General features: G+C 63.0%; 18 protein-coding genes and 1 pseudogene. 10 read left to right on the top strand and 9 right to left on the bottom strand.

What is annotated here, in order from left to right; all coding sequences use genetic code 11:
* Window positions 1-75 precede the first annotated feature (75 nt).
* Both QKE30_RS06410 and QKE30_RS06405 read left to right on the top strand, forming a co-directional pair.
* Window positions 76-1,138 (top strand): annotated as a pseudogene (locus tag QKE30_RS06410) (LLM class flavin-dependent oxidoreductase).
* A gap of 148 nt (window positions 1,139-1,286) precedes the next feature.
* Complete coding sequence (locus QKE30_RS06405) at window positions 1,287-2,783, top strand: amino acid permease (RefSeq protein WP_297667879.1); 1,497 nt, start codon at window positions 1,287-1,289, stop codon at window positions 2,781-2,783.
* A gap of 25 nt (window positions 2,784-2,808) precedes the next feature.
* Here QKE30_RS06405 and QKE30_RS06400 read toward each other — a convergent pair whose 3' ends face one another.
* Window positions 2,809-3,231, bottom strand: coding sequence for a helix-turn-helix transcriptional regulator (locus tag QKE30_RS06400; RefSeq protein ID WP_239316246.1), 423 nt, complete (start codon window positions 3,229-3,231; stop codon window positions 2,809-2,811).
* Complete coding sequence (dnaJ, locus tag QKE30_RS06395) at window positions 3,231-4,430, bottom strand: molecular chaperone DnaJ (RefSeq protein ID WP_347934370.1); 1,200 nt, start codon at window positions 4,428-4,430, stop codon at window positions 3,231-3,233. The genes QKE30_RS06400 and dnaJ overlap by 1 nt, the downstream gene beginning before the upstream one ends.
* 220 nt (window positions 4,431-4,650) lie before the next feature.
* On the opposite strand from dnaJ, the gene QKE30_RS06390 reads away from it, so the two are divergent.
* A complete protein-coding gene (locus QKE30_RS06390) occupies window positions 4,651-5,832 on the top strand; it encodes a hypothetical protein (protein WP_239316242.1) in 1,182 nt (393 codons plus the stop codon).
* A 44-nt stretch (window positions 5,833-5,876) separates the two neighbouring features.
* On the opposite strand, the gene QKE30_RS06385 is transcribed toward QKE30_RS06390, so the two are convergent.
* From QKE30_RS06385 to dnaK, 3 genes are all read right to left on the bottom strand, one after another.
* Window positions 5,877-7,130, bottom strand: coding sequence for an HNH endonuclease signature motif containing protein (locus QKE30_RS06385; RefSeq protein WP_347934369.1), 1,254 nt, complete (start codon window positions 7,128-7,130; stop codon window positions 5,877-5,879).
* Between the two features lie 388 nt (window positions 7,131-7,518).
* Complete coding sequence (grpE, locus tag QKE30_RS06380; protein WP_347934368.1) at window positions 7,519-8,145, bottom strand: nucleotide exchange factor GrpE; 627 nt, start codon at window positions 8,143-8,145, stop codon at window positions 7,519-7,521.
* Window positions 8,145-10,010, bottom strand: coding sequence for a molecular chaperone DnaK (dnaK, locus tag QKE30_RS06375; protein ID WP_296107675.1), 1,866 nt, complete (start codon window positions 10,008-10,010; stop codon window positions 8,145-8,147). Before dnaK ends, grpE begins: the two co-directional genes overlap by 1 nt.
* 223 nt (window positions 10,011-10,233) lie before the next feature.
* On the opposite strand from dnaK, the gene QKE30_RS06370 reads away from it, so the two are divergent.
* From QKE30_RS06370 to QKE30_RS06355, 4 genes are all read left to right on the top strand, one after another.
* The gene (locus QKE30_RS06370) at window positions 10,234-11,187 is read left to right on the top strand and encodes an alpha/beta hydrolase (RefSeq protein WP_347934367.1); all 954 of its coding nucleotides are present in this window, start codon (window positions 10,234-10,236) and stop codon (window positions 11,185-11,187) included.
* Between the two features lie 163 nt (window positions 11,188-11,350).
* A complete protein-coding gene (locus tag QKE30_RS06365) occupies window positions 11,351-14,893 on the top strand; it encodes a (Fe-S)-binding protein (protein ID WP_347934366.1) in 3,543 nt (1,180 codons plus the stop codon).
* 320 nt (window positions 14,894-15,213) lie between these two features.
* Window positions 15,214-16,032, top strand: a complete 819-nt coding sequence (locus QKE30_RS06360) for a hypothetical protein (protein WP_347934365.1) — start codon at window positions 15,214-15,216, stop codon at window positions 16,030-16,032.
* A gap of 93 nt (window positions 16,033-16,125) precedes the next feature.
* Complete coding sequence (locus tag QKE30_RS06355) at window positions 16,126-17,370, top strand: pyridoxal phosphate-dependent aminotransferase (RefSeq protein WP_347934364.1); 1,245 nt, start codon at window positions 16,126-16,128, stop codon at window positions 17,368-17,370.
* 34 nt (window positions 17,371-17,404) lie between these two features.
* Here QKE30_RS06355 and dcd read toward each other — a convergent pair whose 3' ends face one another.
* Both dcd and QKE30_RS06345 read right to left on the bottom strand, forming a co-directional pair.
* Window positions 17,405-17,971, bottom strand: coding sequence for a dCTP deaminase (gene dcd, locus QKE30_RS06350; RefSeq protein WP_034984458.1), 567 nt, complete (start codon window positions 17,969-17,971; stop codon window positions 17,405-17,407).
* A 50-nt stretch (window positions 17,972-18,021) separates the two neighbouring features.
* The gene (locus QKE30_RS06345; protein ID WP_347934363.1) at window positions 18,022-19,383 is read right to left on the bottom strand and encodes a UDP-glucose/GDP-mannose dehydrogenase family protein; all 1,362 of its coding nucleotides are present in this window, start codon (window positions 19,381-19,383) and stop codon (window positions 18,022-18,024) included.
* Between the two features lie 506 nt (window positions 19,384-19,889).
* On the opposite strand from QKE30_RS06345, the gene QKE30_RS06340 reads away from it, so the two are divergent.
* Window positions 19,890-20,288: a hypothetical protein gene (locus tag QKE30_RS06340; RefSeq protein ID WP_239202438.1), complete on the top strand. Its 399-nt coding sequence runs from the start codon at window positions 19,890-19,892 to the stop codon at window positions 20,286-20,288.
* Between the two features lie 45 nt (window positions 20,289-20,333).
* Window positions 20,334-20,648: a hypothetical protein gene (locus QKE30_RS06335; RefSeq protein ID WP_239202440.1), complete on the top strand. Its 315-nt coding sequence runs from the start codon at window positions 20,334-20,336 to the stop codon at window positions 20,646-20,648.
* A gap of 328 nt (window positions 20,649-20,976) precedes the next feature.
* Here the strand turns inward: QKE30_RS06335 and QKE30_RS06330 are convergent, their stop codons facing one another.
* Both QKE30_RS06330 and QKE30_RS06325 read right to left on the bottom strand, forming a co-directional pair.
* Window positions 20,977-22,698, bottom strand: a complete 1,722-nt coding sequence (locus QKE30_RS06330) for a VanW family protein (protein WP_239202442.1) — start codon at window positions 22,696-22,698, stop codon at window positions 20,977-20,979.
* 41 nt (window positions 22,699-22,739) lie between these two features.
* Window positions 22,740-23,945 carry a glycoside hydrolase family 3 N-terminal domain-containing protein gene (locus QKE30_RS06325; RefSeq protein ID WP_347934362.1) on the bottom strand — a complete coding sequence of 402 codons (1,206 nt, stop codon included), beginning with the start codon at window positions 23,943-23,945 and terminating at the stop codon, window positions 22,740-22,742.
* Window positions 23,946-24,014: 69 nt separating this feature from the next.
* Between QKE30_RS06325 and QKE30_RS06320 the strand changes: the two genes are divergently transcribed.
* The gene (locus QKE30_RS06320) at window positions 24,015-24,554 is read left to right on the top strand and encodes a universal stress protein (RefSeq protein WP_239202446.1); all 540 of its coding nucleotides are present in this window, start codon (window positions 24,015-24,017) and stop codon (window positions 24,552-24,554) included.
* The last annotated feature ends 39 nt before the right edge of the window (window positions 24,555-24,593 follow it).

The following is a 24,593-nucleotide window of genomic DNA, read 5'->3' as shown; positions in this document are numbered from 1 at the left end:
GCCAGCCCAGCTCTGCCAATCCAACCCACCCCCCAACTAGTTGATACATCAACTATCTTGACGTACATTAGCACCATGAAAGCCTTCGGATTCCTCAGCTTCGGCCACTATTCCCTCAACCCCCAGCCCACGCATCCGCACATGCTCAGCGCGCGCGACATGCTGCACCAGTCGATCGAGCTCGCAGTAGAGGCCGACCGCCTGGGCGTGAACGGCGCCTACTTCCGCGTCCATCACTTCGCGCCCCAGCAGGCCGCCCCCCATGCCCCTGCTTTCCGCAATCGCCGCCCGCACTAAGAACATTGAGGTCGGCACCGGCGTGATCGACATGCGCTACGAAAACCCTCTTCACCTCGCCGAAGAGTCCGCTGCGCTGGACCTCATCGCCGACGGCCGCATCGCCCTCGGCGTTTCCCGCGGAGCCCCCGAGGCCGTCGAACGCGGCTGGGAAGCCTTCGGCCACACCGGCTCCACCGACCCCCGGGGCGCCGACATCGCCCGCGAGCACTTCCTGCGCTACCTTGCCGCCATCCGCGGGGTAGGCATGGCCACCGCCCCCTCGGCAGAGAAGCAATACCCGCACATGTACCAGCCCGGGGCCTCCATCCCCGTACTCCCGCACTCCCCCAACCTGGACCGCCGCGTCTGGTGGGGCGCGGGCACGCGCGAAACGGCCAAGTGGGCGGGGCAGGTGGGCGTCAACCTCATGAGCTCCACCCTCCTCACCGAGAGCAACGGCGACAGCTTCGGCGACCTGCAGGCACAGCAGCTCCAAGTCTTCAAGGAGTCCTTCGCCAGCAGCGGACACGGCTGGACCCCGCGCACCTCCGTATCCCGCAGCATCTTCCCCATCACCAGCGCCGAGGACCGGGCGATCGTCGGCACCCATGGCATGACTCGCGACCACTTCGGCGTGATCGATGGCTACCGCTCCACCTTCGGCCGAACCTATATTGGTGAACCCGACCAGCTCATCGAGGATCTTCTTAATGACGCCGCAGTGGCCGAGGCCGACACGTTAATGCTCACTATCCCGAATCAGCTGGGCGTAGAGGCCAATGTTCACCTACTGAAGAACTTCGCCACCCACGTCGCGCCTGCACTGGGTTGGGAGCCGAGCACAGCCGAGAACAACTAGCGAGAGCTAACGCCACAAAACCGCAGCAGGTTGGCCTAACCAACGAGCACGTTGTACGGTACTAACCGTGAATATCTCTAATAATGGGGGTACCCCATCTACTCAGGGGGCTGCCAAGGTTTATCACCCGCAGGCCTCCACTGCTGAAGTGCTGGTCAAGGACGACCCACGCACCGTCCACATGGGCACGCTCGTCAGCCTGATCATCGGCTCCACCGTCGGCGCCGGAATTTTCGCGCTGCCGCAGAACATCGCGTCTGTCGCCTCGCCGGGTGCTGCACTGATCGGCTGGGGCATCACCGGCGTGGGCATGCTGTGCATCGCCTACGTCTTCCAGGCCCTGGCGCTACGCAAGCCGCACCTGGATTCCGGCGTGTACTCCTACGTGCGCGCCGGCCTGGGCGACTTTGTGGGCTTCGCCTCCGCGTGGGGCTACTGGCTGGGCACCATCATCGCCCAGGTGGGCTACGCAACGCTGTTCTTCAGCTCCCTGGGCTTCTTCTTCCCCATTTTCGGCAGAGATCATCCTCTGGTGCAGTCGATCTGTGTATCGGCGCTTACCTGGGGAATCTTCCTGGTGCTTTCCCGCGGCGTGCGCCAAGCGGCGATCATGAACGTCATCACCACAGTGGCGAAGATCCTGCCGATCCTGGCGTTCCTGGTGCTGGTGGCCTTCGTCGGCTTCAACACGGACGTCTTCACCTCCGACTTCTGGGGCCGCGCCGCCACCTTCGGCGAGAACCAGGATCAGGCGCTTTCCCTCGGCGACCAGGTCAAGGGCATGATGCTGTTCACCGTGTGGGCCTTCATCGGCGTGGAGGGCGCCTCCACCTACTCGAAGCGCGCACGCCGCCGCAAGGACGTCTCCCTGGCCACCTTCCTGGGGTTCGTCTCCGTGTTCTTCCTGCTCACCGCCGTGAGCTTCCTGTCCTTCGGCGTGGTCTCCCGCGAGGAGCTCGCCGCGATGGGCGATAACTCCATGGGCACCGTCCTGGAGCACGTCGTCGGCCCGTGGGGCGCTGGCCTGATCTCCGTCGGCCTGTGCATCTCCGTGCTGGGCGCCTACGTCTCCTGGCAGATGCTGTGTGCCGAGCCGATCACCCTGATGGCTCAGGACGGGCTGCTGCCGAAGGCAGTGGGACGCACCAACGACATGGGCGCCCCGTACGTCTCGCAGTTCCTCTCCGCCGTGGTTATCCAGGCGTTCATCATCGTCTTCTACCTGAACGAATCCACCTACACCACGATGGTGCAGCTGGCCACGTCCCTGTACCTGGTGCCTTACGTGTTCTCCAGCCTGTACCTGCTGTTCCTGGCCACCCGTGGCCACGGATTCAAGCACCCGGACGCCGGCTCAAAGTTCGACATTTCCGGCCCGGAGGTCAGCAAGAAGACCAACCGCGGGCACCTGCTCATCAGTGCCGTGGCTTTCGGCTACTCCCTCTGGCTGCTGTACGCCGCCGAGCTGCAGTTCGTCCTGCTCGGCACGCTGCTGATCGTGCCCGGCCTGGTGGTCTACGTCGCCACCCGCATCAAGGCCGGTGGGCGCGTATTCAACACCTTCGAGTGGATCATCAGCGCCCTCGTCGTCGCCTCCGCCATCGGTGCTTTGTACCTGATCGTCACCGGGCAGATCAGCCTCTAGTTACCGCCGCTGCAGCTAGCACAAGCTACCGCCGCTTCTGCCGGTCCCACAGGACCACAGAGGTAGAGCGCGGGACGTGCACAATCTCACCGCGGGAGCGCCCGCCCGCGCCTGCGCCCTCGCCCCGCTCCACGCGAGCCTGCATCTCCGCCAGGCGGCGGCGCAGTGCCGCGTTTTCTTCTTCCAGCTCGTCCAGCCGGTTCTGTTGGGCGATGATCGTCTTGATGCCTGCCAGGTTCACGCCCTCCTCGTGGGAGAGGCGCTGGATCTCCTGCAGCTGCTCAATGTCCTCGCGCGAGTAGCGGCGGCCGCCGCCGCTGGTGCGTTGGGGCGTCACCAAACCCATCCGGTCGTAAGTGCGCAGCGTCTGGGCGTGCATTCCGGTGATCCGCGCGGCGACGGAAATCACGAAAACCTCGCGATCGCCGCCGTTCTTGCCGTTACTCATCAGTTACCCTCCCATCCTTCGCGGGGGTCGAATCCGGAGCGCTTTTCCTCTTCCGAGTACTTGCGCAGCGCGCTCATCGCACCCTCGTCCAGGTTCTTCGGCACGGCCACCTTCACGGTCACCAGCAGGTCGCCGCTAGCGCCGTTGCGCTTGTTCACACCGTGGCCGCGCACGCGCAGCGTGGTGCCGTCTTGCGTACCGGCGGGGATGCGCACCCGCACCTTGGAGGCCAGGGTCGGCACCGTCACCGCACCGCCGAGCACCAGCTCGGGGTAGCTCACCGGCACGGTCAGCTTCAGGTCGTCACCGTCGCGGCTGAACACCTTGTCGGGCTTCACGTGCACCGTCACGAACAGGTCGCCAGCCGGCTTGCCGCGCTGCCCCGCCGAGCCCTGCCCGGCCAGGCGCACCTTCTGCCCGTCGACCACGCCTGCAGGCACGCGCACGGTAATCGTGCGGGACTGAGTAGTCCGCCCCGTGCCGGAGCAATCCGGGCACTTGTCCTTAATCACCGAGCCAGTGCCGGAGCAGTCCGCGCACGGGCGGGAGAACCCGAAGGTTCCCCTGTTCTCGCTGACCATGCCACTGCCGCTACAGGTGCCGCAGTTCTGCGGCGAAGTACCCGCCTTAGCACCGGAGCCGTGGCAGCTTTCACACGGCTCGGGCTTGGTCAGACGGATCGGCACGGTCACGCCCTTGGTGGCCTCGCGGAATTCCAGGGTCAGCTCCGTCTCCACGTCCGCCCCGCGGCTGCGCTGGGTGCGGCGTCCAGCCCGACCACCCCGGCCACCGAAGCGGCTGCGGGAGGCGCCAGCGGTCGGATCATCGCCGAAGAGTCCGCCGAAGACATCACCGAATCCGCCACTGGTGGCGTCATTTCCAAAAAGATCAGAGACATTAAAGCCGCCAGTACTACCAAAGCCAGTACCGCCTGCACCGCCAAAGCTCGAGTAGGCTCCGCTAGCAAGCATCTGCTTCAGCTCGTCGTACTCCGCGCGCTTTTCCTTGTCCCCCACCACGCTGTACGCTTCGGAAGCCTTCTTGAACCGCTCCTCCGCCGCTGTGTCTCCCGGGTTCGCGTCCGGGTGATTCTCGCGGGCGATCTTGCGATAAGCTTTCTTGATCTCCTCTGCCGATGCGGTGGAGGACACGCCGAGGTCTTTGTAATAATCCTTCTCGGCCCATTCACTGTGCGCCATGTGTCGCTCCTTCCTTATTGCGCTGTGTTTACTGCGCTTAGTTACTGCGCTGTTCACGCGGGGTATCAATACTCAACCTTGAGTCTACCGCGCTGAACTTTCGTTATCTAATCTTCTTTAACGACGCCCCCACGTATTTATTCCCTCCCCACATCACTTCGGGCCTTGCAGCGTGCATTGCTGGAGACTTGCCAGCCCGAAACTAGCTAGGGTGGGGGTCATGGCACCTAAGAAGCGCAACTGGTTTAGCCGACTCTTCGGCTCGCATGACGCATCGCACGACACCCCACACGGCACCGCACCTGCGCCCAATTCGCCAGCAAGCCCCAGCGCGCCGCTTGCAGAGCCCGGCCCACAGGACCCTCCGGTGCCGCTGCCCCGCCTGGATCTGCACCAATCGACGGCGCTGATTCGGCAGATCGTGCAAGCGCTCAACGAATTGGGCTACGGCGCAACCCCCACGCCCGAGGTCGTGTACTACAGCAAGCCCGAACACATTCAGAAGCCGCTGAGCTACCCGGGCCCCACGCCCGGCCCCTATGGCGGGCGGCTCCCCGCGCCGGACTACGGCGAGGGTTCGCAACTGGGGCTCGAGAACATCACTAAGCAGTGCGCCAATGCCGAGGATTTCGGTCGGGATATGCCTGTGCTGGTAGAGCATTTCGTCAATAGTCTGCTCGGGCCGGCTGCCAGCTCGGAGCGGGATTTGCTTTCACTTCCGGATGCGGAGTTCTACTCCCGTTTGCGGGCGCGCCTAATGGCGATCGATCTTCTGCCGGAGCAGTCGCGGGCGGATGCGCTAGAGTTCAACCCGGATTCGCCAATTCGACCCTATTCGGATGACCTGTGCATCAACCTGGTTCTGGATACGCCAAACTCCGTTTTGGCGCTGAGCCCAGGTTCGCTGAACAATCGCGGTCCGATTGAGGACTTGTTCCGGATTGGCTACCGCAACCTGTGGCAGGAGCTGATCGATTCCGGCCTGGATGTGCAGCCTGTTCGAGCGAGCGAAGACCGCCCCAACGAGCGCTTCTGGGCGATCGAAAGCGGCTCTTACTATGCGGGATCAGTACCCCTGCTCATGAACGAGATCCTCGAGCGCTACCTGCCGCAGATCGATCCCAGCGAAGGACTTGTTTTTTCCACGCCGCATCGCCACATCACCCTGGTTCGAGAGATGAGCGAAGGCACCGACATGCTGGGCTCCGTCAAGATGATGGCGGCCGTGACCGCCCAGGAGTTCTCGCGGCAGGCGGGCGCGCTGAGCCCACGCCTGATGTTTTCGCACATGGCTGAGATCACCACGTTCACCGACATCAAGGCGAAAGGTGACGGCAGGGCGGAGATCGACATCCAGCCCCCGGCGTACCTCATGGAGAGGATCAACCAGGGCAAGCGCTAGGGCGGCGGCGCTAGAACGCTGTCGCTAGAACGGCGGTTGCGCTCCTAGAACGGCGGCTCGTCCTCCAGGTTGCGCTTCTGCTTCCGCTGGTTGTGCTCCACCACCTTCCGCGCTCGCTTCACTGCTCGGTGCCGGAAGGTGATTCTTCCCAGCGGGCCGTTTGGCGTGGTGATCACCGTGTGGCCGTCTCCGAAGCTAGTCCAGGTTTCCTCCCCGTCGGGGTTGATGGTCACGTCCCAGGCTCCCGTCGTTTTCGCATTGTGGTGTTTGGCGCAGAGGCAGTGGAGGTTTGAGGTGTCGGTTGGTCCGCCGTTCGGGGCGCCATGCACGAAGCGTTTGACGTGGTCTAGCTGGCATTTGTGCGCTGGGGTGTCGCAGCCCGGGAAGCGGCAGGTCCCATCCCGACCCTCCACGCTCGCGCGAATGAGGGGCGTCGGGGTATAGCCGGCGGTAGCGGCCTTCCCCGGGGCCTGCAGGTGGGTTATCCGCTCCATCCACTCCTTCGTGGCCAGCGGGTTGAGCCAGCTGCCGGCGGCCCAGATCTGCGCCTCCGGAGCATCCACCTGGCGGTACAGGTTGAGGTTCACCTCCGCAGTCACACTCCCCCGCACCAGACTCAAAAGCGCCCGCACCCTGGAACAATTCTGCTTGTTCCTCACGCTGTCGAGCGCCTGGATCAGCTCCAGCGCCTCCAGCTTCGGAAGGGTCAGGTAGAACTCGGTGTAGTCGGCCGACCGGTCGTCGATAGCTAGCCGCGTTGCGGCGCCGAGGACGGCCAGGTCTTCGGTACTGACGCCCTCTACGTCTGAACCCGTGCCGTCTGCGCCATCTGTACCGTCTGCCCCGGCTGCGCCATCCGTACCTTCGCCCGCTGGAGAGGTTAGTTCGGCGGGATCGATCGGGCAGGCCAAAGGCTCGTGATCCATGACGATCTTCTTCAGGCGTTGGCGGATCGTACTCTGCCCCAATATCGCCTGGTTAGGCCGAGTGGGTGAAAGTGCAGTGTAGACATCGGCTTCTACAGCGGAGATGTGGGCGTCACTAACAGCAACAAGGCTATGAGCGACGATCCGCCACAGCTCGATAGAGTAAGCCCCGGTTTCCGCCAGCTCCACCAGCGATGGGAAGCGGCGGAAGGTGGTTCCGACGTCGACGAGCTGGACCACTCGGAACTCCGGGAGACCCAGGCGCGCGCCCAGGCGGGTGGTCACGTCAGTGATGCATTCGTCGTCGTGCGGCGTGCACGCCAAGGCGAGGCGCGCGTGGTTGCGGTTGATGTCGCAGATCGCTGCGCTCATCGGGTCGGTGGGGTCGGTAACTTTCCAGAACGGCCCCTGTGGTTGGCCTTGTGGTTGGTTATGCGGTGGGTCTTGCGGTGGGTCTTGTGGTGGCCTGTCGGGTGGTGCGGGCTGGTCAAACATCATTCCCCTTCAATGATGGAAGTCCCCAGTGTGTCGTGGCTCGTGTGCCGTGGTTTTCCGTACGCGATTAGCATAGAAAACGCCCCGGACAACCCCTCCAAGAAAAACTCAATTAATCGAACACTTGTTCTAGTTTTTAGCTCCTACCTGCCCCTTCACAGATACCTCCCACAAATACACCCCACCACACAAAAAAGAGAGCCCCACAGCAAAAGCCGTGAAGCTCTCTGGATCTCACGCCACCCCTGGCGCTAACCCCTAATAACTACTGCGGATCGCCGATGATGACCATCGCGTTGCGCAGCACGCGGTCGCCCAGGCGATAGCCGCGGCGGAGGATGGTGGCCAGCACCTTGTCGTCGCCACTGCTCGTGTCCTGCACGGCCTCGTGGCAATTCGGGTCGAACTCGTCGCCTTCCTCGCCAAACTTCTCCACCTTCATGGATGCCATCACAGACTGCAGCTTGTCCGACATGGATTTCAGCGGCCCGGTAAGGTCGCCGTGCTGTTCTGCCATTTCCAGGTCGTCCAGGATCGGCAGCAGCTCGGCGGCCACCTCGGCCTTCGCGCCGGTGATCACGCTCGCGCGGTCACGCTCCACGCGGCGGCGGTAGTTGGTGTACTCCGCCGTCACGCGCTGCAGGTCCTCGGTGCGTTCGGCCAGCTCGGCTTCGATGCTGTTGTCTACCTCGGCCGTCACCTCGGCAGCTTCGGCCTCGTCGATATTGACGCCCTCAGCATCAGCAGCAGCGGCTTCAGCATCGGCCAGACCCTCGTCCACACCCTGCGCCTCCGCGGCTTCCGCAGCGGCAGCTTCGGCACTTTCGGCCGAGGTTGCCTCCGGGTCGGTGTTCTCCGGGGCGCCCGGGTCCTGATTCAGATCTTCAGCCATTACTTCTTATCATCCTCTGCGGAAGTGTCCTCGTCGACAACCTCGGCGTCCACAACGTTCGGGTCATCGTTTGCGGCGGAGCCTGCGTCCGCACCAGCACCAGCACCTTCAGCACCAGCGGCTGCCTCAGCCTCGTAGATGGCCTTGCCCATCTCCTGGGACTCGGCGTTCAGCTTCTCCACTGCATCCTTGATGGCCTCGATGTCGTCACCCTTCAGGGCCTCGTCAACAGCCTTGGCTGCTTCCTCGACCTTGTTCTGGGTGTCCTCGTTGACCTTTTCCTTGTTGTCCTCGACGAACTTGCGGGTCTGGTATGCCATGGACTCTGCGGAGTTGCGGACTTCCTGCTCCTCGCGGCGCTTCTTGTCCTCCTCCGCGTGGGTCTCGGCATCCTTGACCATGCGGTCGATCTCCTCCTGGGACAGGCCGGAGCCTTCCTGGATCTTGATCGTGTTCTCCTTGCCGGTCGCCTTGTCCTTTGCGGAGACGGAGACGATGCCGTTGGCGTCAATATCGAAGGTGACCTCGATCTGCGGAACGCCGCGCGGTGCCGGAGCGATGCCCGCCAGCTCGAAGGAGCCGAGCAGCTTGTTGTGCGCAGCCATCTCGCGTTCGCCCTGGAAGACCTGGATCTGCACGCTGGGCTGGCTGTCCTCAGCGGTGGTGAAGGTCTCGGAACGCTTGGTCGGGATGGTGGTGTTGCGCTCGATCAGCTTGGTCATCACGCCACCCTTTGTCTCGATGCCCAGGGACAGCGGGGTGACGTCCAGCAGCAGCACGTCCTTAACTTCGCCGCGCAGCACGCCGGCCTGCAGGGCAGCACCCACGGCCACAACCTCGTCCGGGTTTACACCCTTGTTGGGCTCCTTGCCGTTGGTCAGCTCGGTGACCAGCTCGGAGACGGCAACCATGCGGGTGGAGCCACCGACCAGCACGACGTGGTCGATCTCGTCCACGCTAATTTCCGCGTCCTTCAGCACTGCCTGGAACGGGGTCTTGGTGCGGTCCAGCAGATCCTGGGTGATCTTCTGGAACTCGGTGCGGGTCAGGGTCTCGTCCAGGAACAGCGGGTTCTTGTCCTCGTCCACCGTGATGTACGGCAGGTTGATGGAGGCCTGCTGGGAGCTGGACAGCTCGATCTTGGCCTTCTCCGCTGCCTCGCGCAGGCGCTGCAGGGCCATCTTGTCCTTGGTCAGGTCCACGCCGTGGCTTGCCTTGAACTTGTCGGCCAGCCAGTCGACGATGCGCTGATCCCAGTCGTCGCCGCCCAGCTCGTTGTCGCCGGCGGTTGCGCGAACCTCAACCACACCGTCGCCGATCTCCAGCAGGGAGACGTCGAAGGTACCGCCACCCAGGTCGAATACCAGGATGGTCTGCTCCTTGTCGCCCTTCTCCAGGCCGTAGGCCAGGGCGGCTGCGGTCGGCTCGTTGACGATGCGCAGGACGTTCAGGCCGGCGATCTGGCCGGCATCCTTGGTTGCCTGGCGCTGTGCGTCGTTGAAGTAGGCGGGGACGGTAATGACTGCGTCGGTTACGTCCTCACCCAGGTAGCTCTCCGCGTCCCTCTTCAGCTTCTGCAGGGTACGGGCGGAGATCTCCGGGGCGGTGTACTCCTTGTCGTCGATGGAGACCTTCCAGTCCGTGCCCATGTGGCGCTTGACGGAGCGGATGGTGCGATCCACGTTGGCTACCGCCTGGTTCTTAGCGGACTGGCCAACCAGCACCTCGCCGTTCTTGGCGAAAGCCACGATGGACGGGGTGGTACGGGATCCCTCGGAGTTGGCGATAACCTTTGCCTCGCCGCCTTCCAGTACAGACACCACAGAGTTGGTGGTGCCCAAGTCAATTCCTACTGCGCGTCCCATATCAGTTCCTCCTATTACTTCTGGGGCGAATAAAATCTATCGAGCCTTAGTCGAACGGACTCAACTTCACCCGTCTCTGCCAACCAGTATCCGCGTTTTTCGCGTCTAGTCAAGCTGACTTGAGCTTGTCTCGCTCAACTTACTCACACCCCTTCCAACTCATCCCTGCTCAAAGTTGTTCCCACTCGGCTCAACTTTTTTTAAAAAAGCTAGAATTGTGCCCATGTCTTTCCTCAAACGCCTGGTTGGCCGTTCTTCCGGAACGGGTAATGACGCCACCTCCTCCACCCCTCCCGCCCCAGCCGAACCGCCGCATTCCCTGCGCCAACACTTTGCCGTCAGCGAACGCACAGAGGGCGATTCCGGCGAATTCACCGTCTACTCGGTAGCACCCATGGAGTTTGGAGGCGCGGGCGACACGGGAGATTACGACCCGCACACCGCAGCGATTAAGGAGCTCTCCCCCGCGCAAGCGGCAACAAAGTCCGTGCTGTACGTACTGCCCGGCGGGTTCGTGAACCCGATCAAGCAACGCAACTGGGACTTCGTCGCCCAGCTGGCGGACGCGGGCGTGCGGGTGGACATCCCCCTCTACGGACTACTGCCCGAACACAACCACGCGGAGGCACTGCCGCTAATCCGCCGCTGCTACGAGCAACTGGTGACGGAACATGGTGCCAAAAGCATCACCATTATTGGGGATTCAGCGGGCGGCGGGCTGGCATTGTCCGCCCTCGCTACTACCCCCGAGCACACCCAACAACTAGAGCCACCGGCGCGCCTCATCTTGAATGCCCCGTGGCTGGACATGGACCTCGCCAACCCGCGCATCCCCGAGTTTGAGCCGAAAGATGCAATCCTCAACCCCGTGCAGCTGCGCCGCCAGGGCGCGCTGTGGGCGGGCGAGATCCCCACGGAGGATCCGCGGGTGAGCCCGCTGCACCTCACCGCCAACCAGCTCCGGGCAGCTTTCGGAGGTTCCGAAATCGCGCTCTACTGCGGCGACCGCGATATTTCACTGCCGGACATGGAGGAGTGGGCGTCAACAATAAAGGAACAAGGACTCACCGCTACCATCAACGTCGCGCGTGGCGAGCAACACATGTACCACCTCGGCAACACCCGCACGGGCAAGGCGGCGAGGCGCGAGCAGATCGGGATCGCCAGCCGCATTTAAGCAACACGAATGTTGCCTATTTCGGCAGGTCAACGCTAGGTCCACCCCAGGTTCGCGCCAGATCCGCCCGGAATTAGAAAAGTTCAAATAAAGCCCCACTCCCTGATAATCTGCCCCAGTAAGTAATTACTTCATACATAACTGGACTTGCGAGGAGCTTCACATGTACCTGCTGGCAGCAGGGCAGGCGACGTCATCCGATATCCCCTGGGGCATAACCGTCCCACTGGGCATAATTGGCGCACTGCTATCCCTCCCCGCCTGGGTGTTCTTCATCCGCGGCGCGGCGCAGATCTTTACCACGATCCGACTGGGCCAACCGGCACTGAAGAGGACAGATAACCCCGCCGGCCGACTGATGAACCTGATCAAGGAGATCATCGGTCACACCAAGATGGCCAAGAAGCCGGGCGTGGCAATCGCCCACTGGCTCGTCATGGTCGGCTTCCTGCTGGGAGCCATGGTGTGGTTCGAGGCCTACATTCAGATCTTCAACCCTGAAGGCGGCTGGCCCATCATCGGTGACTGGGCCGTGTACCACTTCGTGGACGAGCTGCTGGGCCTGGGCACCGTCATCGGTATTATCACGCTGATCATCATTCGCCAGAAGATCGGCGACAAGGACAAGAAGGCCCGCTTCTACGGCTCCAACTCCGGCGCGGCTTACTTCGTTGAGGCCGTCGTGCTGATCGAGGGCCTGGGCATGATGTTCGTGAAGGCATCCAAGATCGCCACTTTCGCCAGCTACGAGGGCGGCCATGCGGCCACCGACTTCTTCACCATGCAGCTGGCCAAGATCCTGCCGGAATCCCCGCTGCTGGTCTCCATCTTCGCGCTGATCAAGCTGCTGTCCGGCATGATCTGGCTGTTCATCGTCGGCATGAACATCAAGTGGGGCGTTGCCTGGCACCGCTTCATGGCGTTCTTCAACATCTTCCTGAAGCGCAACGCCGACGGCCGCAACGCACTGGGCGCAGCGAAGCCGCTGACCTCCGGTGGCCGCATGCTGACCATGGAAAACGCAGACCCGGAGGAAGACTCGATCGGCGTTGGCAAGATCGACGACTTCACCTGGAAGGGCTGGATGGACTTCACCTCGTGTACCGAGTGTGGCCGCTGCCAGGAGCAGTGCCCTGCTTGGAACACCGCGAAGCCGCTGAGCCCGAAGCTGCTGATCACCAACCTGCGCGACCACGCCATCGAGTCCGCACCGTACCTGAAGGCCGCCCGTAGGGACGAGGCTCACGCAGGTGGCATGTTCTCCGGCGAAGGCGCCACCGACACTGCCGTTCTGGACGATCCATCTGTTGACGCCCACGCGGACATGCCGTTGCTGCAGTTGGTTGCTGCGGGCGAGATGGGTGTTATCGACCCCGACGTGCTGTGGTCCTGCACCAACTGTGGTGCTTGTGTGGAACAGTGCCCGGTGGACATCGAGCACATCGACCACATTGTCGACATGCGCCGCTACCAGGTGCTGGTTGAGTCGGACTTCCCGACCGAGCTGGGTGGCCTGTTCAAGAACCTGGAGACCAAGGGCAACCCGTGGGGCCAAAACAACAACAAGCGCTCCGATTGGATCCAGAAGGCCAAGGAAGACGGCATCGAGGTGCCAGTCTTCGGCGAGGACATCGAGAACTTCGACGACACCGAGTACCTGTTCTGGGTCGGCTGTGCGGGCGTGTACGACGACAACGCTGTGAAGACCACCCGTGCTGTCGCTGACCTGCTGTACACCGCCGGCGTGAAGTTCGCCGTGCTGGGCGAGGGCGAGGGCTGCACTGGCGATTCCGCCCGCCGCGCCGGTAACGAGTTCCTCTTCCAGATGCTGGCAGAGCAGAATATCGAGATCCTGGACAACGCCTTCGAGGGTGTGCCGCCGAAGCAGCGCAAGATTGTTGTGACCTGTGCACACTGCTTCAACACCCTGCGCAACGAGTACCCAGATCTGGGCGGTAACTACCAGGTCGTCCACCACACTCAGCTGCTGAACAAGCTGATCCGCGAGGGTCGCCTGGAGCCAGTATCTGCACCGCAGAACGGCCGTCAGGTCACCTACCACGATCCGTGCTTCCTGGGTCGTCACAACAAGGTTTTCGAGGCCCCGCGTGAGCTGATCGGCGCTTCCGGCGCCAACCTGGTGGAGATGGAACGCAACCGCGATACCGGCTTCTGCTGTGGTGCTGGTGGTGCTCGCATGTGGATGGAAGAGCACCTGGGCGAGCGCATCAACCTGAACCGTACGGACGAGGCTCTGGCCACCGGCTCAGACGCCATCGCCATCGGCTGCCCGTTCTGTAAGACGATGATGACCGACGGTGTGAACAACCGTCAGTCCGAGATCGAGAACAAGGCAGACCGTACCCAGGTTCTGGATATCGCCCAGATGTTCCGCGAGTCCGTCCTGGTGGACGGCGAGCTGCCGGCACCGAAGTCTCCGGAGTTCCTGGTTGCGCCTGAGCGCGGCTGGGTAGACGAGGAGAAGCTGGCCCGCGAGGAAGCCGAGCGCAAGGCCGAGGAAGAAGCCAAGAAGAAGGCTGCCGAGGAAAAGAAGCGCAAGGCTGAAGAAGCCAAGAAGAAGAAGGAAGCTGCTGCCGCCGCTGGTGGCGCGGCTGCTGCTGGCGGCGCTGCCGCTGCGGGTGCTGCTGCGGGTGCTGCTGCGGCTGCCCCGAGTGCGCCAAGCGCTCCGGGTGCTCCGTCGGCACCTTCCGCACCGTCGGCACCTTCCGCTCCGTCCGCCCCGTCTGCACCTTCTGCTGGCGCGCCTGCCGCCCCGGGCGCTCCTGCAGCTCCGGGTGCACCGGCTGCACCAAAGTCTGACGACTCTCAGGAAGCACCGAAGGCTGGCGGCGCCCCGGCAGCTCCTGGTGCTCCGGCCGCTCCGGGTGCTCCTGCTGCCCCGGGCGCTCCGGCTGCTCCGTCGGCACCTTCCGCTGGCGCCCCGGCAGCTCCGGGCGCACCTGCTGCCCCGGGCGCTCCGGCAGCGCCTGCTGCTCCGGCTGCCGAGTCCAACAAGTCTGCAGAGGCTCCGAAGGCTGAGCAAGCAGCTCCGGCAACCCCGGCTGCACAGCCGGCTCAGGATGGTGGCCCGATCAAGCTGAACGCCACCGCTCCGGGCGCACCGGGTGCCCCGGGTGCTCCTGCAGCTCCGGCTGCCGCCGCTGGTGCAGGCGCCGCCGCAGCGGGCGCAGGCGCTGCTGCTGCCGCTGCTTCCGATGACTCGGACAAGGCAGAGGCACAGGAAGCCGCACCGACCGAGGCTGCAACCGAGTCCGCTGAAGCTGAGGCCCCGCAGGCAGCACCGGCCGCTCCTGCTCCGTCTGCACCGGCGGAGCAAGCAGCTCCGGCTGCTCAGCCCGCACAGGATGGCGGTCCGATCAAGCTGACAGCCACTACTCCGGGCGCACCGGGTGCCCCGGCTCCTGCAGCTCCGGCAGCTCCGGCAGCTCCGGCGGAGGATCAGCAGGCTGAGACTCCGGCCGAGACACCCGCTGAGGAAGAGGCTCCCGCCGAGGAGCCGCAGACCGAAGCCGAGGAGACTAAGGCCGAGCAGGCTGACACCGAGCAGGCCGAGGAAACTCCGGCAGAAGACACTCCGGCTCAGCCAGCACAACCGGCACAGCCGGCCAACGATGGCGGTCCGATCAAGCTGACCAACATCGTCCCCGGCGCTCCGGGTGCTCCCGGCGCACCAGGTGCACAGTAAAAGCGACTAGCTCGCACGCTGAATAGCGGCGGCGGATCCAGCAACACGCTGGATCTGCCGCCGCTATTGCTTTCGCCACCAGCGCGATGTCCCAAATCTTCCATTTTCGACGTTTTTCACTGAAATGACGGAACCGTCAAAGCTCTTTGACCTGCACACATGGAATAGTTATAAAAACAGCGTGGAAGATTTGAGACATCCGCCCTCCGGCCAATCCCGGGGCTGGGAATGTACCCAAGGCGCACAATATTCTAGAATGAAATCTCATAGAAAGAGCCCGCGCGCACAAGCCTCACGCCCACAGATAGAGGTAGGTTTCCATGACTGACGCTGATTCGAACGACAAGAACAACCCCCTCAACTCGGGGAAGCCCGTCAGCGACGCCGAAGAAACCTCCGTGATGAAGGCTGTCAGCGACTCTGACCTAAACGCTGGTGGCGCGGCTGCTGGCAAAACCTCGGGCACGGCCGCTAACCCCAATACCCCGGAAGCCCAGGAGAACCCCACCAACTCGGAAACCCAGGCAAACCCCGATACCTCAGCCGATAATTCGGCCAACCCTGGAGAAGACGAACAAGAGGAAGAAGAAAAGCCAAAGTCCGGCCTCCGGAAATTCTTCGGGATCATGCCTTTCTGGGCTTGGGTGCTCACCCTGGGCCTGATCGCCACCATCATCGTCGCCGTCGGCGCCTTCACCACCATGCGCTCCACGGAAACCGGCGCCCCCGGAAGCTCTAGCAACACTGAGCAGCTGAATCCCTCGTACCCCAAGCCCACCACCACCGGAAAGTACGATGACGACGAAACGCCGCCAACCCCGGACGCGGGTCCCGGCTACGGAGGCGGCAACCAGAACTACTACGCACCCCAAGAGCCCGTGCAGACGGAGGAAGAAGCCTCCACCGAATCCGAGTCCGAATCCGAGCCCTCTAGCAGCACGAAGCCCTCTCGCTCGCCACGCGATAACGAGCCCCGCCCTAGCCAGCCCAACCGAGGCACCCCTCGCCCCGGCGGCATCGGCGGAGATGCCGGCGGCAACCCCTCCCCCGGCACCGGCAACAACGGCAATGGCCCTGGCAACGGTGCTGGCAATGGCGCCACGGAGCCCGAGGACAACCCCGCCCCGGGCAACAACTAGCCCACCCGACAGCCACACCTCGACCGGTCGAACCGCGAGGGGGCGTCGTTAAAAAACTATAAAAATAGCAGCCACAATGGCACAATGGGGAGAATGAGTACCCCCAAACGCCCAAGCGAACTGCGCACGCTGGATCAATCGACGAAGCTGCAAAACGTCCTCTACGAAATTCGCGGCCCGGTGAACACCGAGGCGGAGCGGATGGAGGCCGACGGGCACCGCATCCTGAAGCTCAACACGGGCAACCCCGCGGTGTTCGGCTTCGAGGCGCCGGATGTGATCATGCGGGACATGATCACCGCGCTGCCGACGGCGCAGGGCTACTCCACGTCGAAGGGCATCATCAGCGCCCGCCGCGCGATCGTCTCCCGCTACGAGGTCATCCCCGGCTTCCCCCAGTTCGACGTCGAGGATGTCTACCTGGGCAACGGTGTATCCGAGCTGATCACCATGACGATGCAGGCGCTGCTCAACGACGGTGACGAGGTGCTGATCCCCTCCCCGGACTACCCACTGTGGACCGCCTCCACGTCGCTATCCGGTGGCCGCCCCGTGCACTACCTGTGCGACGAGGAGAACGACTGGATGCCCTCCATCGAGGACATCAAGGCGAAGGTCACGGAGCGCACGAAGGCCATTGTGGTCATTAACCCGAATAACCCGACGGGCGCGGTGTACTCCCGCGAGATCCTGCAGCAGATCGTGGACGTGGCGCGCGAGCACTCGCTGCTGATCCTGGCCGACGAGATCTACGACAAGATCCTGTACGACGGCGCCCAGCACATCAACATTGCTTCCCTGTGCCCGGACCTGCTGTGCATCACCTATAACGGCCTGTCGAAGGCGTACCGCGTGGCGGGTTACCGTTCCGGCTGGATGGTGGTTACCGGCCCGAAGGGGCATGCAAAGGGCTTCATCGAGGGCGTGAATGTGCTGGCGGGCACGCGCCTGTGCCCGAATGTACCGGCACAGCATGCGATCCAGGTGGCTATTTCCGGCCGCCAGTCCATCGACGATTTGGTGCTGCCGGGTGGGCGCCTGCTGGAGCAGCGCAACGCCGCCTACGAGGCGCTGAACGAGATCCCGGGCGTGAGCTGCGTGAAGCCGATGGGTGCGCTGTATGCCTTCCCGCGCCTGGATCCGAACGTGCACGAGATCCACGACGACGAGAAGTTCATGTTCGACCTTCTGCGCTCGGAGAAGATTCACCTGGTGCAGGGCACGGGCTTTAACTGGCCGACCCCGGACCACTTCCGCGTGGTCACGCTACCCTGGGCGCGGGATCTGCGTGCCGCGATCGAGCGCTTGGGGAACTTCCTGGCTAGCTACCGGCAGTAGCTGTTTTTCTTAGCGACGCCACCTCGCGCCCCAGCTAGTTCTGGAAGTTCAGGTAGGCCTTGGAGGGCGTCGGGCCGCGCTGCCCCTGGTACTTGGAGCCCAGGGCGCCGCTGCCGTAGGGGGCTTCCGCCGGGCTAGTCATGGTGAATAGTGCCAGCTGGCCGATCTTCATGCCCGGGTAGAGGGCGATGGGCAGGTTAGCGGTGTTGGAAAGCTCCAGGGTGATGTGCCCGGTGAAGCCCGGGTCGATGAACCCGGCTGTGGAGTGCGTCAGCAACCCCAGGCGCCCCAGGGAAGACTTTCCTTCTAGGCGGCCAGCCAGGTGGGCGGGGATGCCGAAGCATTCCAGGGTGGCGCCCAGGACGAACTCGCCGGGGTGCAGGATGAAGGCCTCGTCGTCGGGGACTTCCACCAGAGTGGTGAGTTCCTCTTGCGGCTGCTTCGGGTCGATGTGCGTGTACTTGGAGTTATTGAACACGCGGAACAGGCCGTCGAGGCGCACGTCGATGCTGGATGGCTGGACCATCTGATCGTCGTGGGGGTCGATCGTCAGCTCGCCGGAGTTGATGGCGGCGCGGATGTCTCGGTCTGAAAGTAACACGCTCTATAGCCTAGCGGGTGTGGGGCTGTGCGCAGCCAGCTAGCCGTGTACTAACCCCGCCCCAGCGCCAGGAAGTTCCAGCCCGCGGCCTCCCATTCCTTGCGCGGCAGGCAGTTGCGGCCGTCCAGCACGGTGGGGTTGTCCCCGGCCACCAGCTTGCGGGCGGCTACCGGGTCGAGCTCCTGGAACTGCTTCCACTCGGTTGCCACGATCACGATCTCCGCGCCTTCGAGCGCTTCCTCTACGTTCGGCGCGTAGGTCAGCGTGGGGAAGATCTTCGCGGCGTTGTCCATGCCCTGCGGGTCGTACACGGTGACGTTCGCACCGCTCAGGGACAGCGAACCGGCCACGGCCAAGGCCGGGGAATCGCGCACGTCGTCGCTGTTGGGCTTGAAGGCCGCGCCGAGGACCGTCACGTTCCGGCCGATCAGGGAACCGCCCAGCGTCTGCCGCGCCAGCTCTACTGTCTTCTCGCGGCGGCGCATGTTGATGGCGTCCACCTCACGAAGGAACGTCAGCGCCTGGTCAGCGCCGAGCTCACCTGCACGCGCCATGAACGCGCGAATATCCTTCGGCAGGCAACCGCCACCAAAGCCCAGGCCGGCGCCGAGGAACTTGCGCCCGATGCGGTCGTCCATGCCAATCGCGTCGGCGAGTGCGGTGACGTCCGCGCCGACGATCTCGCATAGCTCCGAGACCGCGTTGATGAAGGAAATCTTGGTGGCCAGGAAGGCGTTCGCAGAGACCTTGACCAGCTCCGCGGTCGGCAGGTCCATCACCAGGAAGGGCGTCCCCTCCTCGAGTGCGGGGGCGTAGATTTCGCGAGCGAGGTCCTCTACGCGCTGCTGCTCGGCGCGATCGTCGCTGTTGGAGCTATCGCCGCCGAGTCCGAGGACGATGCGGTCGGGGTGCAGCGTGTCTTTCACCGCGTGGCCTTCGCGCAGGAACTCGGGGTTCCACGCGATGGTGATTCGGGCTTCGTTTGGGGACGCCGCCACGATCTCATCCGCTTTCTGCTGCAGCTCGTGCGCAGTGCCGACTGGGACGGTGGACTTGCCGAAGATGGTGTGGTTGCCGCTGGCCAGTGGGGCGAGCGTTTCGATGACGGCATTTACATAGGTGGTGTCCGCGGCATAGGAGCCCTTGCGCTGCGGGGTGCCCACGCCGATGAAGTGGACGTCGGCGAACTCGGCGGCTTCGGCGTAGTCGGTAGTGAAGCGCAGGCGGCCGGCTTCGATGTTGCGAGTGAGGATCTCCGGCAGGCCGGGCTCGAAGAAGGGGACGCGCCCTGCGGAGAGAGCTTGGATTTTCTCCGGGTCGACATCGACCCCGAGCACGTCGTGGCCCATTTCGGCCATACAGGCGGCGTGGGTTGCGCCAAGGTATCCGGTTCCAAACACTGTCATACGCATAGCAGGCAAATTTACAATTGCCAGATGAACAGGAAGTGACCTTCAGGTGATCTTGCGGGCAGTTTTAGGTTAACGGGGCTTAAGTGCAGGTGAACAAAAACTAAGGCGCGACTATGCACCGAATAGTCAAGCCCTACCCTAATTCCTGGGCATCTCCGGGAGGCGCGACTTCTTACACCCCCTTAATTCACCCCCGAGGCGAAAGGGGTGCAAGAGGTTCATATCGACATAGTTTTATGCGTATACCTGGGGAAATGACGTGGAATTCAGGAAGCATTCCCTAGCGCTCGACCATGAGTAACCCATATCACCGAGAAAACCTCGTCTTCGCTTAGCGGAACATTAAAACCCCTGTTAAAGTAGCTATCCGTTAGGACTTGCCAGCGTTTCTACAGCTTCACAGCCGGAATCTCTTATGAAAGAGCTAGTGGCGATCAAGGAGCCAAGAGAAGCTTAAGCGAAGTCCTTGACTTCGAACCACTCACACTTACAGAAAGGCATTTCAGATGCGTAAGTTCCGTAACGCAGCTCTGGCTGTTGCTACCGCTACCACCGTTGCCATCTCCGGCGTTTCCGTTGCTTCTGCTCAGACCGAGGGCAACCAGGGCTCCCAGCAGCAGACTCAGGGCTCCGCTAAGACTGGCGAGAAGCCGAACCTCGCTGGCTCCCTGGGCAAGCTCCGCAAGACGATCGACCCGAACGACAAGCTGGAGTGGGATAAGCCGGCGAAGGGGCAGGACATCTTCGGCTCCCAAAGCTGGAAGAACAACGAGGAGATCAAGGCACGTACCCCGATGTGGGCCAAGGTTGCCGACAGCCTGCTCATCACCACCGCCGCAATCAGCGTCTTCGGCCTGATTGTTGCTCCGATCTACAACTTCCTGCGCTACGGCATCAACCGCTAAGCAAAAGTCAACACACGTCCACTTAAGATAGGAAAAGGAACCTCCATGAAAATTCGCAAGGCTGCTCTGGCTCTGGCCACCGCTTCTTCCGTTGCTCTGACCGGCACCGCTGTTGCAGGTGCTGAGACCGCCGGCACCGACGCTCCTAAGGGCGTTACCCTCAGCTCCAAGATCGGCGACTCCCTGAGCAAGGACAAGGAGAACTCCGCTGCTGAGATCTTCGGTTCTACCAAGGGCAAGGACCTCACCGGCTGGGGCGTACTTCTGTGGGCCGGCCTGGCTGCTGGTATCGCTGGCACCATTGCAAGCGCCATCATCGGTGTTGGCAACTACTTGAAGCACGAGGGCATCATTAACTAAGACCTGTTAGAGCTTTAAGCTCCAGGCTTTGATAGCCAGGGGGCGGAAACGAAACTTCGTTCTCGCCCCCTTTTCGCATGTATACAACACCTGTTGCGCTCGCATTCCTCGCACCCATAGACTGCTCTCCGCGCCCCCGCCTGAAGCAAAAGTATTCAGGTGGCTAGATAGTGGGCAAAGCTGCTTGTCCCTGCAGAGCCTATAGATCAAACAAAAGCGGGGAGCATGCCATCGTCCGCACTCCCCGCTGAGGCTCTCCCCTAACTGATCCCCTGCCCGGCGGCTCCCCCGGCTCTCAACCACAGGCCTGGGGCCAGCCGCCTAACCCCTACTTACAGCTCACGATCGGCTGCGGGTCGTAGACCGTGCGCTGGGTCTCGCGGGAAAGCTCCTTGCCCTTTAGGTCCTTCACCACGCGGGTATCGGTGATGGTGAAGCCCGGCGCGCCGGAAGACGGCGAGCAATCGTCACCGTCCAACTCCATCTTCTTCGGCGAGGTCGGGTTCGTGCGCTCACCCGGGATCGATTCCACATCCACCTGCTTCACACCGTGCAGACGCACGGTGACGGAATCGCCGCTCACCTCCGTGGTGATGCGCACGGGCGTATCAAAGGGGTTCTTGAACTTCAGGTCGATCGCGCCCTCGTACACCGTCGCCTCGCGGCCAGCCGGGTAGCGGGAAATGTAATAGGAGTGCGGGGTGTGCTCCACGTCCTCCATGCCCGCGAAGTACGAGGCGTTGTACAGCGTGGTTGCAAACTGCGAAATACCACCGCCGACTGCCTTTCCGGCGTGGCCATCGATAATAATGCCGGACTCCACAAAGCCCTGTGCAGTACCGCGTGGCCCGGTGTGACCGTTCAGAGAGAACGTCTCCCCCGGCAGCACAATCTCGCCATTCACCATCTCCGCCACACGGCGAATGTTAGTGCCCGAAGAGCCACTAAAGCCACCGGTGGTGAAGGTGCCCACCACATCGTCAAAGTGAGCCTTCTTAGCCTGCTCGGTGGTGTACTCGGCCTTCTTGTCCTCGTACACAACCTCGTGGTCGCGCTTCTTCTTATCTAGCGCCTTGCCCTGGAAGTCGCCCAGCGTTTCCTTCCACTTAATGATCACGCCATCCTTGGAAGGCACCACCGTGATGTCATCGCCGTGGAACTCGAAGCTGGCGTCGCGGTACTCCACCTCGGTGCTGGAAAGCTGCTCGCTCAGGATCTCCTGCGCCTTCTCCGTGTTCCACTCCGGCATGAACTCGCCGCCGTCCACCTTGAAAGTCAGGATCTCGTGCCAGTTCTGCGGGGTGATCACACCATCGACCTTGTCACGGCCATGGAACACCAAGTTCTTGGCCGTCGCCGGCTCCACGTACTGCTTGGCAGCCCGCTCGGCGGCGTCCTTGTCTGCATCCGCCAGAGTGATCGTGGCCTCCACATTCACTCGCCCGTCGGTATTCAGCCAGTTTTCCCGCACCTGGGTATCCAGCAGCTCGCGGTCCACGGTCTGCCCCGGCTTGTCTTCCTTAATATCCGCCTTGCCGTCAGCGCCGACGGACAGCTTGGCGTTCTCCGCGTCGCGGGTCAGCTCCCGCTCCACGCGGTTCAGGGATCGGTTCAGACCCTCGTCCGTAATCTTCGAGATAATGCCCACCTCGCGGGTCTCGAAGAAGGAACGGATGCGTGTGATCGGGTTCAGTGGCTGCTGGCCCGCCTGGTCCACCGTGGCGCCCCAGTCCACCTGCATGCCGGACTTGGCGGGCTCAATGGTGGAGCTCATGTTTCCCGCCATAACCGTCACCGGCTGGCGGGTGCGTTCGCCCAGGCCATTGCGCAAGCGCTGCTCCGCCTGGGACTTATCCACACCACTAATGTCCACACCGCCGACGGTCACGCCGCGCGGCACCTTGCCCTCACTCATGGCCAAGTCCACGCCGTAGAGCAGGCCCCCCAGGCCGATCAACCCGATGAAGAACCACGCCCACCACGGAATACCGCGGCGCTTGCGTGGCTTGACGGGCCGGCGGCTCCGGTTAGTCTGATCCTGAGAATTCACGCAGGTTAGTGTATCGCGAATCCCCCGATCAGGGAATTCTTTTACTCGGTTACACAGGTACGATTCACAGAATCGCGCACCTGATCCTCAGGGATCCGCCCGTCGTCGATCGCCACGCGGATGGCCTCCACCACATCGGGGATCTCCACTGCCCCCGCTGCGGCAAGCGCCACGTCCGCCCCGGCCGCCAGCGCCGCCACGGCTGCCTCCGGGCCGGGGTAGCGATCCGTCACGGCCTTCATGCCCGTCAGGTCGTCGGTGTAAATCACGCCGTCGAAACCTGGGGCGTCATGCCTCGGGCCATAACCGCCCTCCCGCAGCAGCTTGTAGGCCGCAGGGTTCACCGAGGATGGCAAAGGCTCACCCAACCCCGGCACCTCCACATGGCCGACCATCACGGCCATGCCTTCAACGTCGATAAGTTCGCGGAAAGGCAGCAGGTCGTTGGCTTGCATTTGCTCAAGCGGCGGGGTGGTCACGGATCCCATGTGCGAGTCACCCGTGGCATGCCCGTGGCCCGGGAAGTGCTTCAGCACCGGGGTCACGCCCGCCTGCTGCAAGCCCTCCGAGTAAGCGCGTGCGTAATCCGCTGCCACCTTCGGATCGGCGCTGAAGGAACGTGAGCCGATCGCGTTGTCAGAAACCTCCTGCCCGCCGGCCAGATCCACCACCGGCGCGAAGTCCACGGTAATTCCCAGGTCGCGGACTTTCTTGCCATGCTCGGCCATGAGGTCGCGCACCTGCTCAGGGCTCATCGTCTCCGCCATCTGCTTCGCACTCGGCAGCTCACCAATGATCTCGGAAAGGCGCTGCACCAGACCGCCTTCCTCGTCCACACTCACCGTCAGCGGTTCGCCCGCGCGCTTCTCGAGCGCCGCCAGGCTACGTGCGGGGTCTCCCTGACCATTCAAAATGGACTTGTCGGTCTGCGAGCCAATGAAGAGGTGGCGCACACCTTCGTCGACGGCTTGTTCTGCTGATTCGTAGGTTGTGACGCCCACAGCAAGCATCCGGCCAGCCATCTCCCTAGGTGTCTTACCCTCCACCCGGGCACAGACCTGCCGGTTCTCCGCTGGGGGTACGCTGGATTCGGCGGCACCGGAGCTTTCGGAGCTGGGCGCGGCGGAAGTGGCCGAGGATGCGGAGGTATCGGCTGGCTGGTCAGTGGGCGTCGATAAGGAACAAGCGCTAGAGGCAAAGACAAGAGCGAAACCTAAAGCGCCAGCGGCTACGTGTCTACGGGGCATAGTATTAACGTAGTAACAAACGCAACGAGCAGTGCACCAATCGTGCAGCGCCACCGAGGAGCGATAAACATGACCGAGCAGGCAGAACAAGCCCAGCAAGCACACCAGCCGGCTTTCGACGCGAGCGGCGATACCGTCCTGATCGCCTACGACGGCTCCGCCGAGGCCCGCGGCGCCGTGGAGCACGCCGGGCGCTTCCTGTCCGCGAAGAACGCCTACATCCTGACCGTGTGGGAGCCGATCCACCGCCAGGCTGCGCGCGCGGCGGGCATGAGCGGCATGATGCAGCACGACTGGTCCAACGAAACCGGCGAGCAGCCGGAGGACGACGATCCGGCGTACGCAGAGGCCGTGAACATCTGCAACGAGGGCGTGGATCTGGCCAACTCCCATGGTTTTGTTACCGAACCCTTTCTGGTAGAGTCCGGAACAGCTATTTGGAGCGCCATTGTCGACGCTGCCGATGAGCTGGACGTGGATCTGATCGTCACGGGCACCCGTGCCCTGTCGGGTTGGAAATCCTTCCTACAGTCCAGTGTGTCGGAGAGCATCATCAAGAACGCCGGTCGTCCCGTGCTCATCGTCCCGCCGATCGAAGATGAGGACTAGTTTTCCCAAACGAAGGTCTGTTGGCGTTTGATTGGGTAC

The organism is Corynebacterium sp. c24Ua_83, from assembly GCF_039907245.1.
GTDB lineage: Bacteria > Actinomycetota > Actinomycetes > Mycobacteriales > Mycobacteriaceae > Corynebacterium.
The sequence above is the reverse complement of the archived record's forward strand: the minus strand, read 5'-3'. Positions and strand labels throughout refer to the sequence as shown.

Excerpts from the sequence above, each read along its gene's own strand:
- QKE30_RS06400 (WP_239316246.1), bottom strand. The coding sequence starts at position 3,231 with ATGAGTAACGGCAAGAACGGCGGCGATCGCGAGGTTTTCGTGATTTCC.
- dnaJ (WP_347934370.1), bottom strand. The coding sequence starts at position 4,430 with ATGGCGCACAGTGAATGGGCCGAGAAGGATTATTACAAAGACCTCGGC.
- QKE30_RS06390 (WP_239316242.1), top strand. The coding sequence starts at position 4,651 with ATGGCACCTAAGAAGCGCAACTGGTTTAGCCGACTCTTCGGCTCGCAT.
- QKE30_RS06385 (WP_347934369.1), bottom strand. The coding sequence starts at position 7,130 with ATGAGCGCAGCGATCTGCGACATCAACCGCAACCACGCGCGCCTCGCC.
- grpE (WP_347934368.1), bottom strand. The coding sequence starts at position 8,145 with ATGGCTGAAGATCTGAATCAGGACCCGGGCGCCCCGGAGAACACCGAC.
- dnaK (WP_296107675.1), bottom strand. The coding sequence starts at position 10,010 with ATGGGACGCGCAGTAGGAATTGACTTGGGCACCACCAACTCTGTGGTG.
- QKE30_RS06370 (WP_347934367.1), top strand. The coding sequence starts at position 10,234 with ATGTCTTTCCTCAAACGCCTGGTTGGCCGTTCTTCCGGAACGGGTAAT.
- QKE30_RS06365 (WP_347934366.1), top strand. The coding sequence starts at position 11,351 with ATGTACCTGCTGGCAGCAGGGCAGGCGACGTCATCCGATATCCCCTGG.
- QKE30_RS06360 (WP_347934365.1), top strand. The coding sequence starts at position 15,214 with ATGACTGACGCTGATTCGAACGACAAGAACAACCCCCTCAACTCGGGG.
- QKE30_RS06355 (WP_347934364.1), top strand. The coding sequence starts at position 16,126 with ATGAGTACCCCCAAACGCCCAAGCGAACTGCGCACGCTGGATCAATCG.
- QKE30_RS06345 (WP_347934363.1), bottom strand. The coding sequence starts at position 19,383 with ATGCGTATGACAGTGTTTGGAACCGGATACCTTGGCGCAACCCACGCC.
- QKE30_RS06340 (WP_239202438.1), top strand. The coding sequence starts at position 19,890 with ATGCGTAAGTTCCGTAACGCAGCTCTGGCTGTTGCTACCGCTACCACC.
- QKE30_RS06335 (WP_239202440.1), top strand. The coding sequence starts at position 20,334 with ATGAAAATTCGCAAGGCTGCTCTGGCTCTGGCCACCGCTTCTTCCGTT.
- QKE30_RS06325 (WP_347934362.1), bottom strand. The coding sequence starts at position 23,945 with ATGCCCCGTAGACACGTAGCCGCTGGCGCTTTAGGTTTCGCTCTTGTC.
- QKE30_RS06320 (WP_239202446.1), top strand. The coding sequence starts at position 24,015 with ATGACCGAGCAGGCAGAACAAGCCCAGCAAGCACACCAGCCGGCTTTC.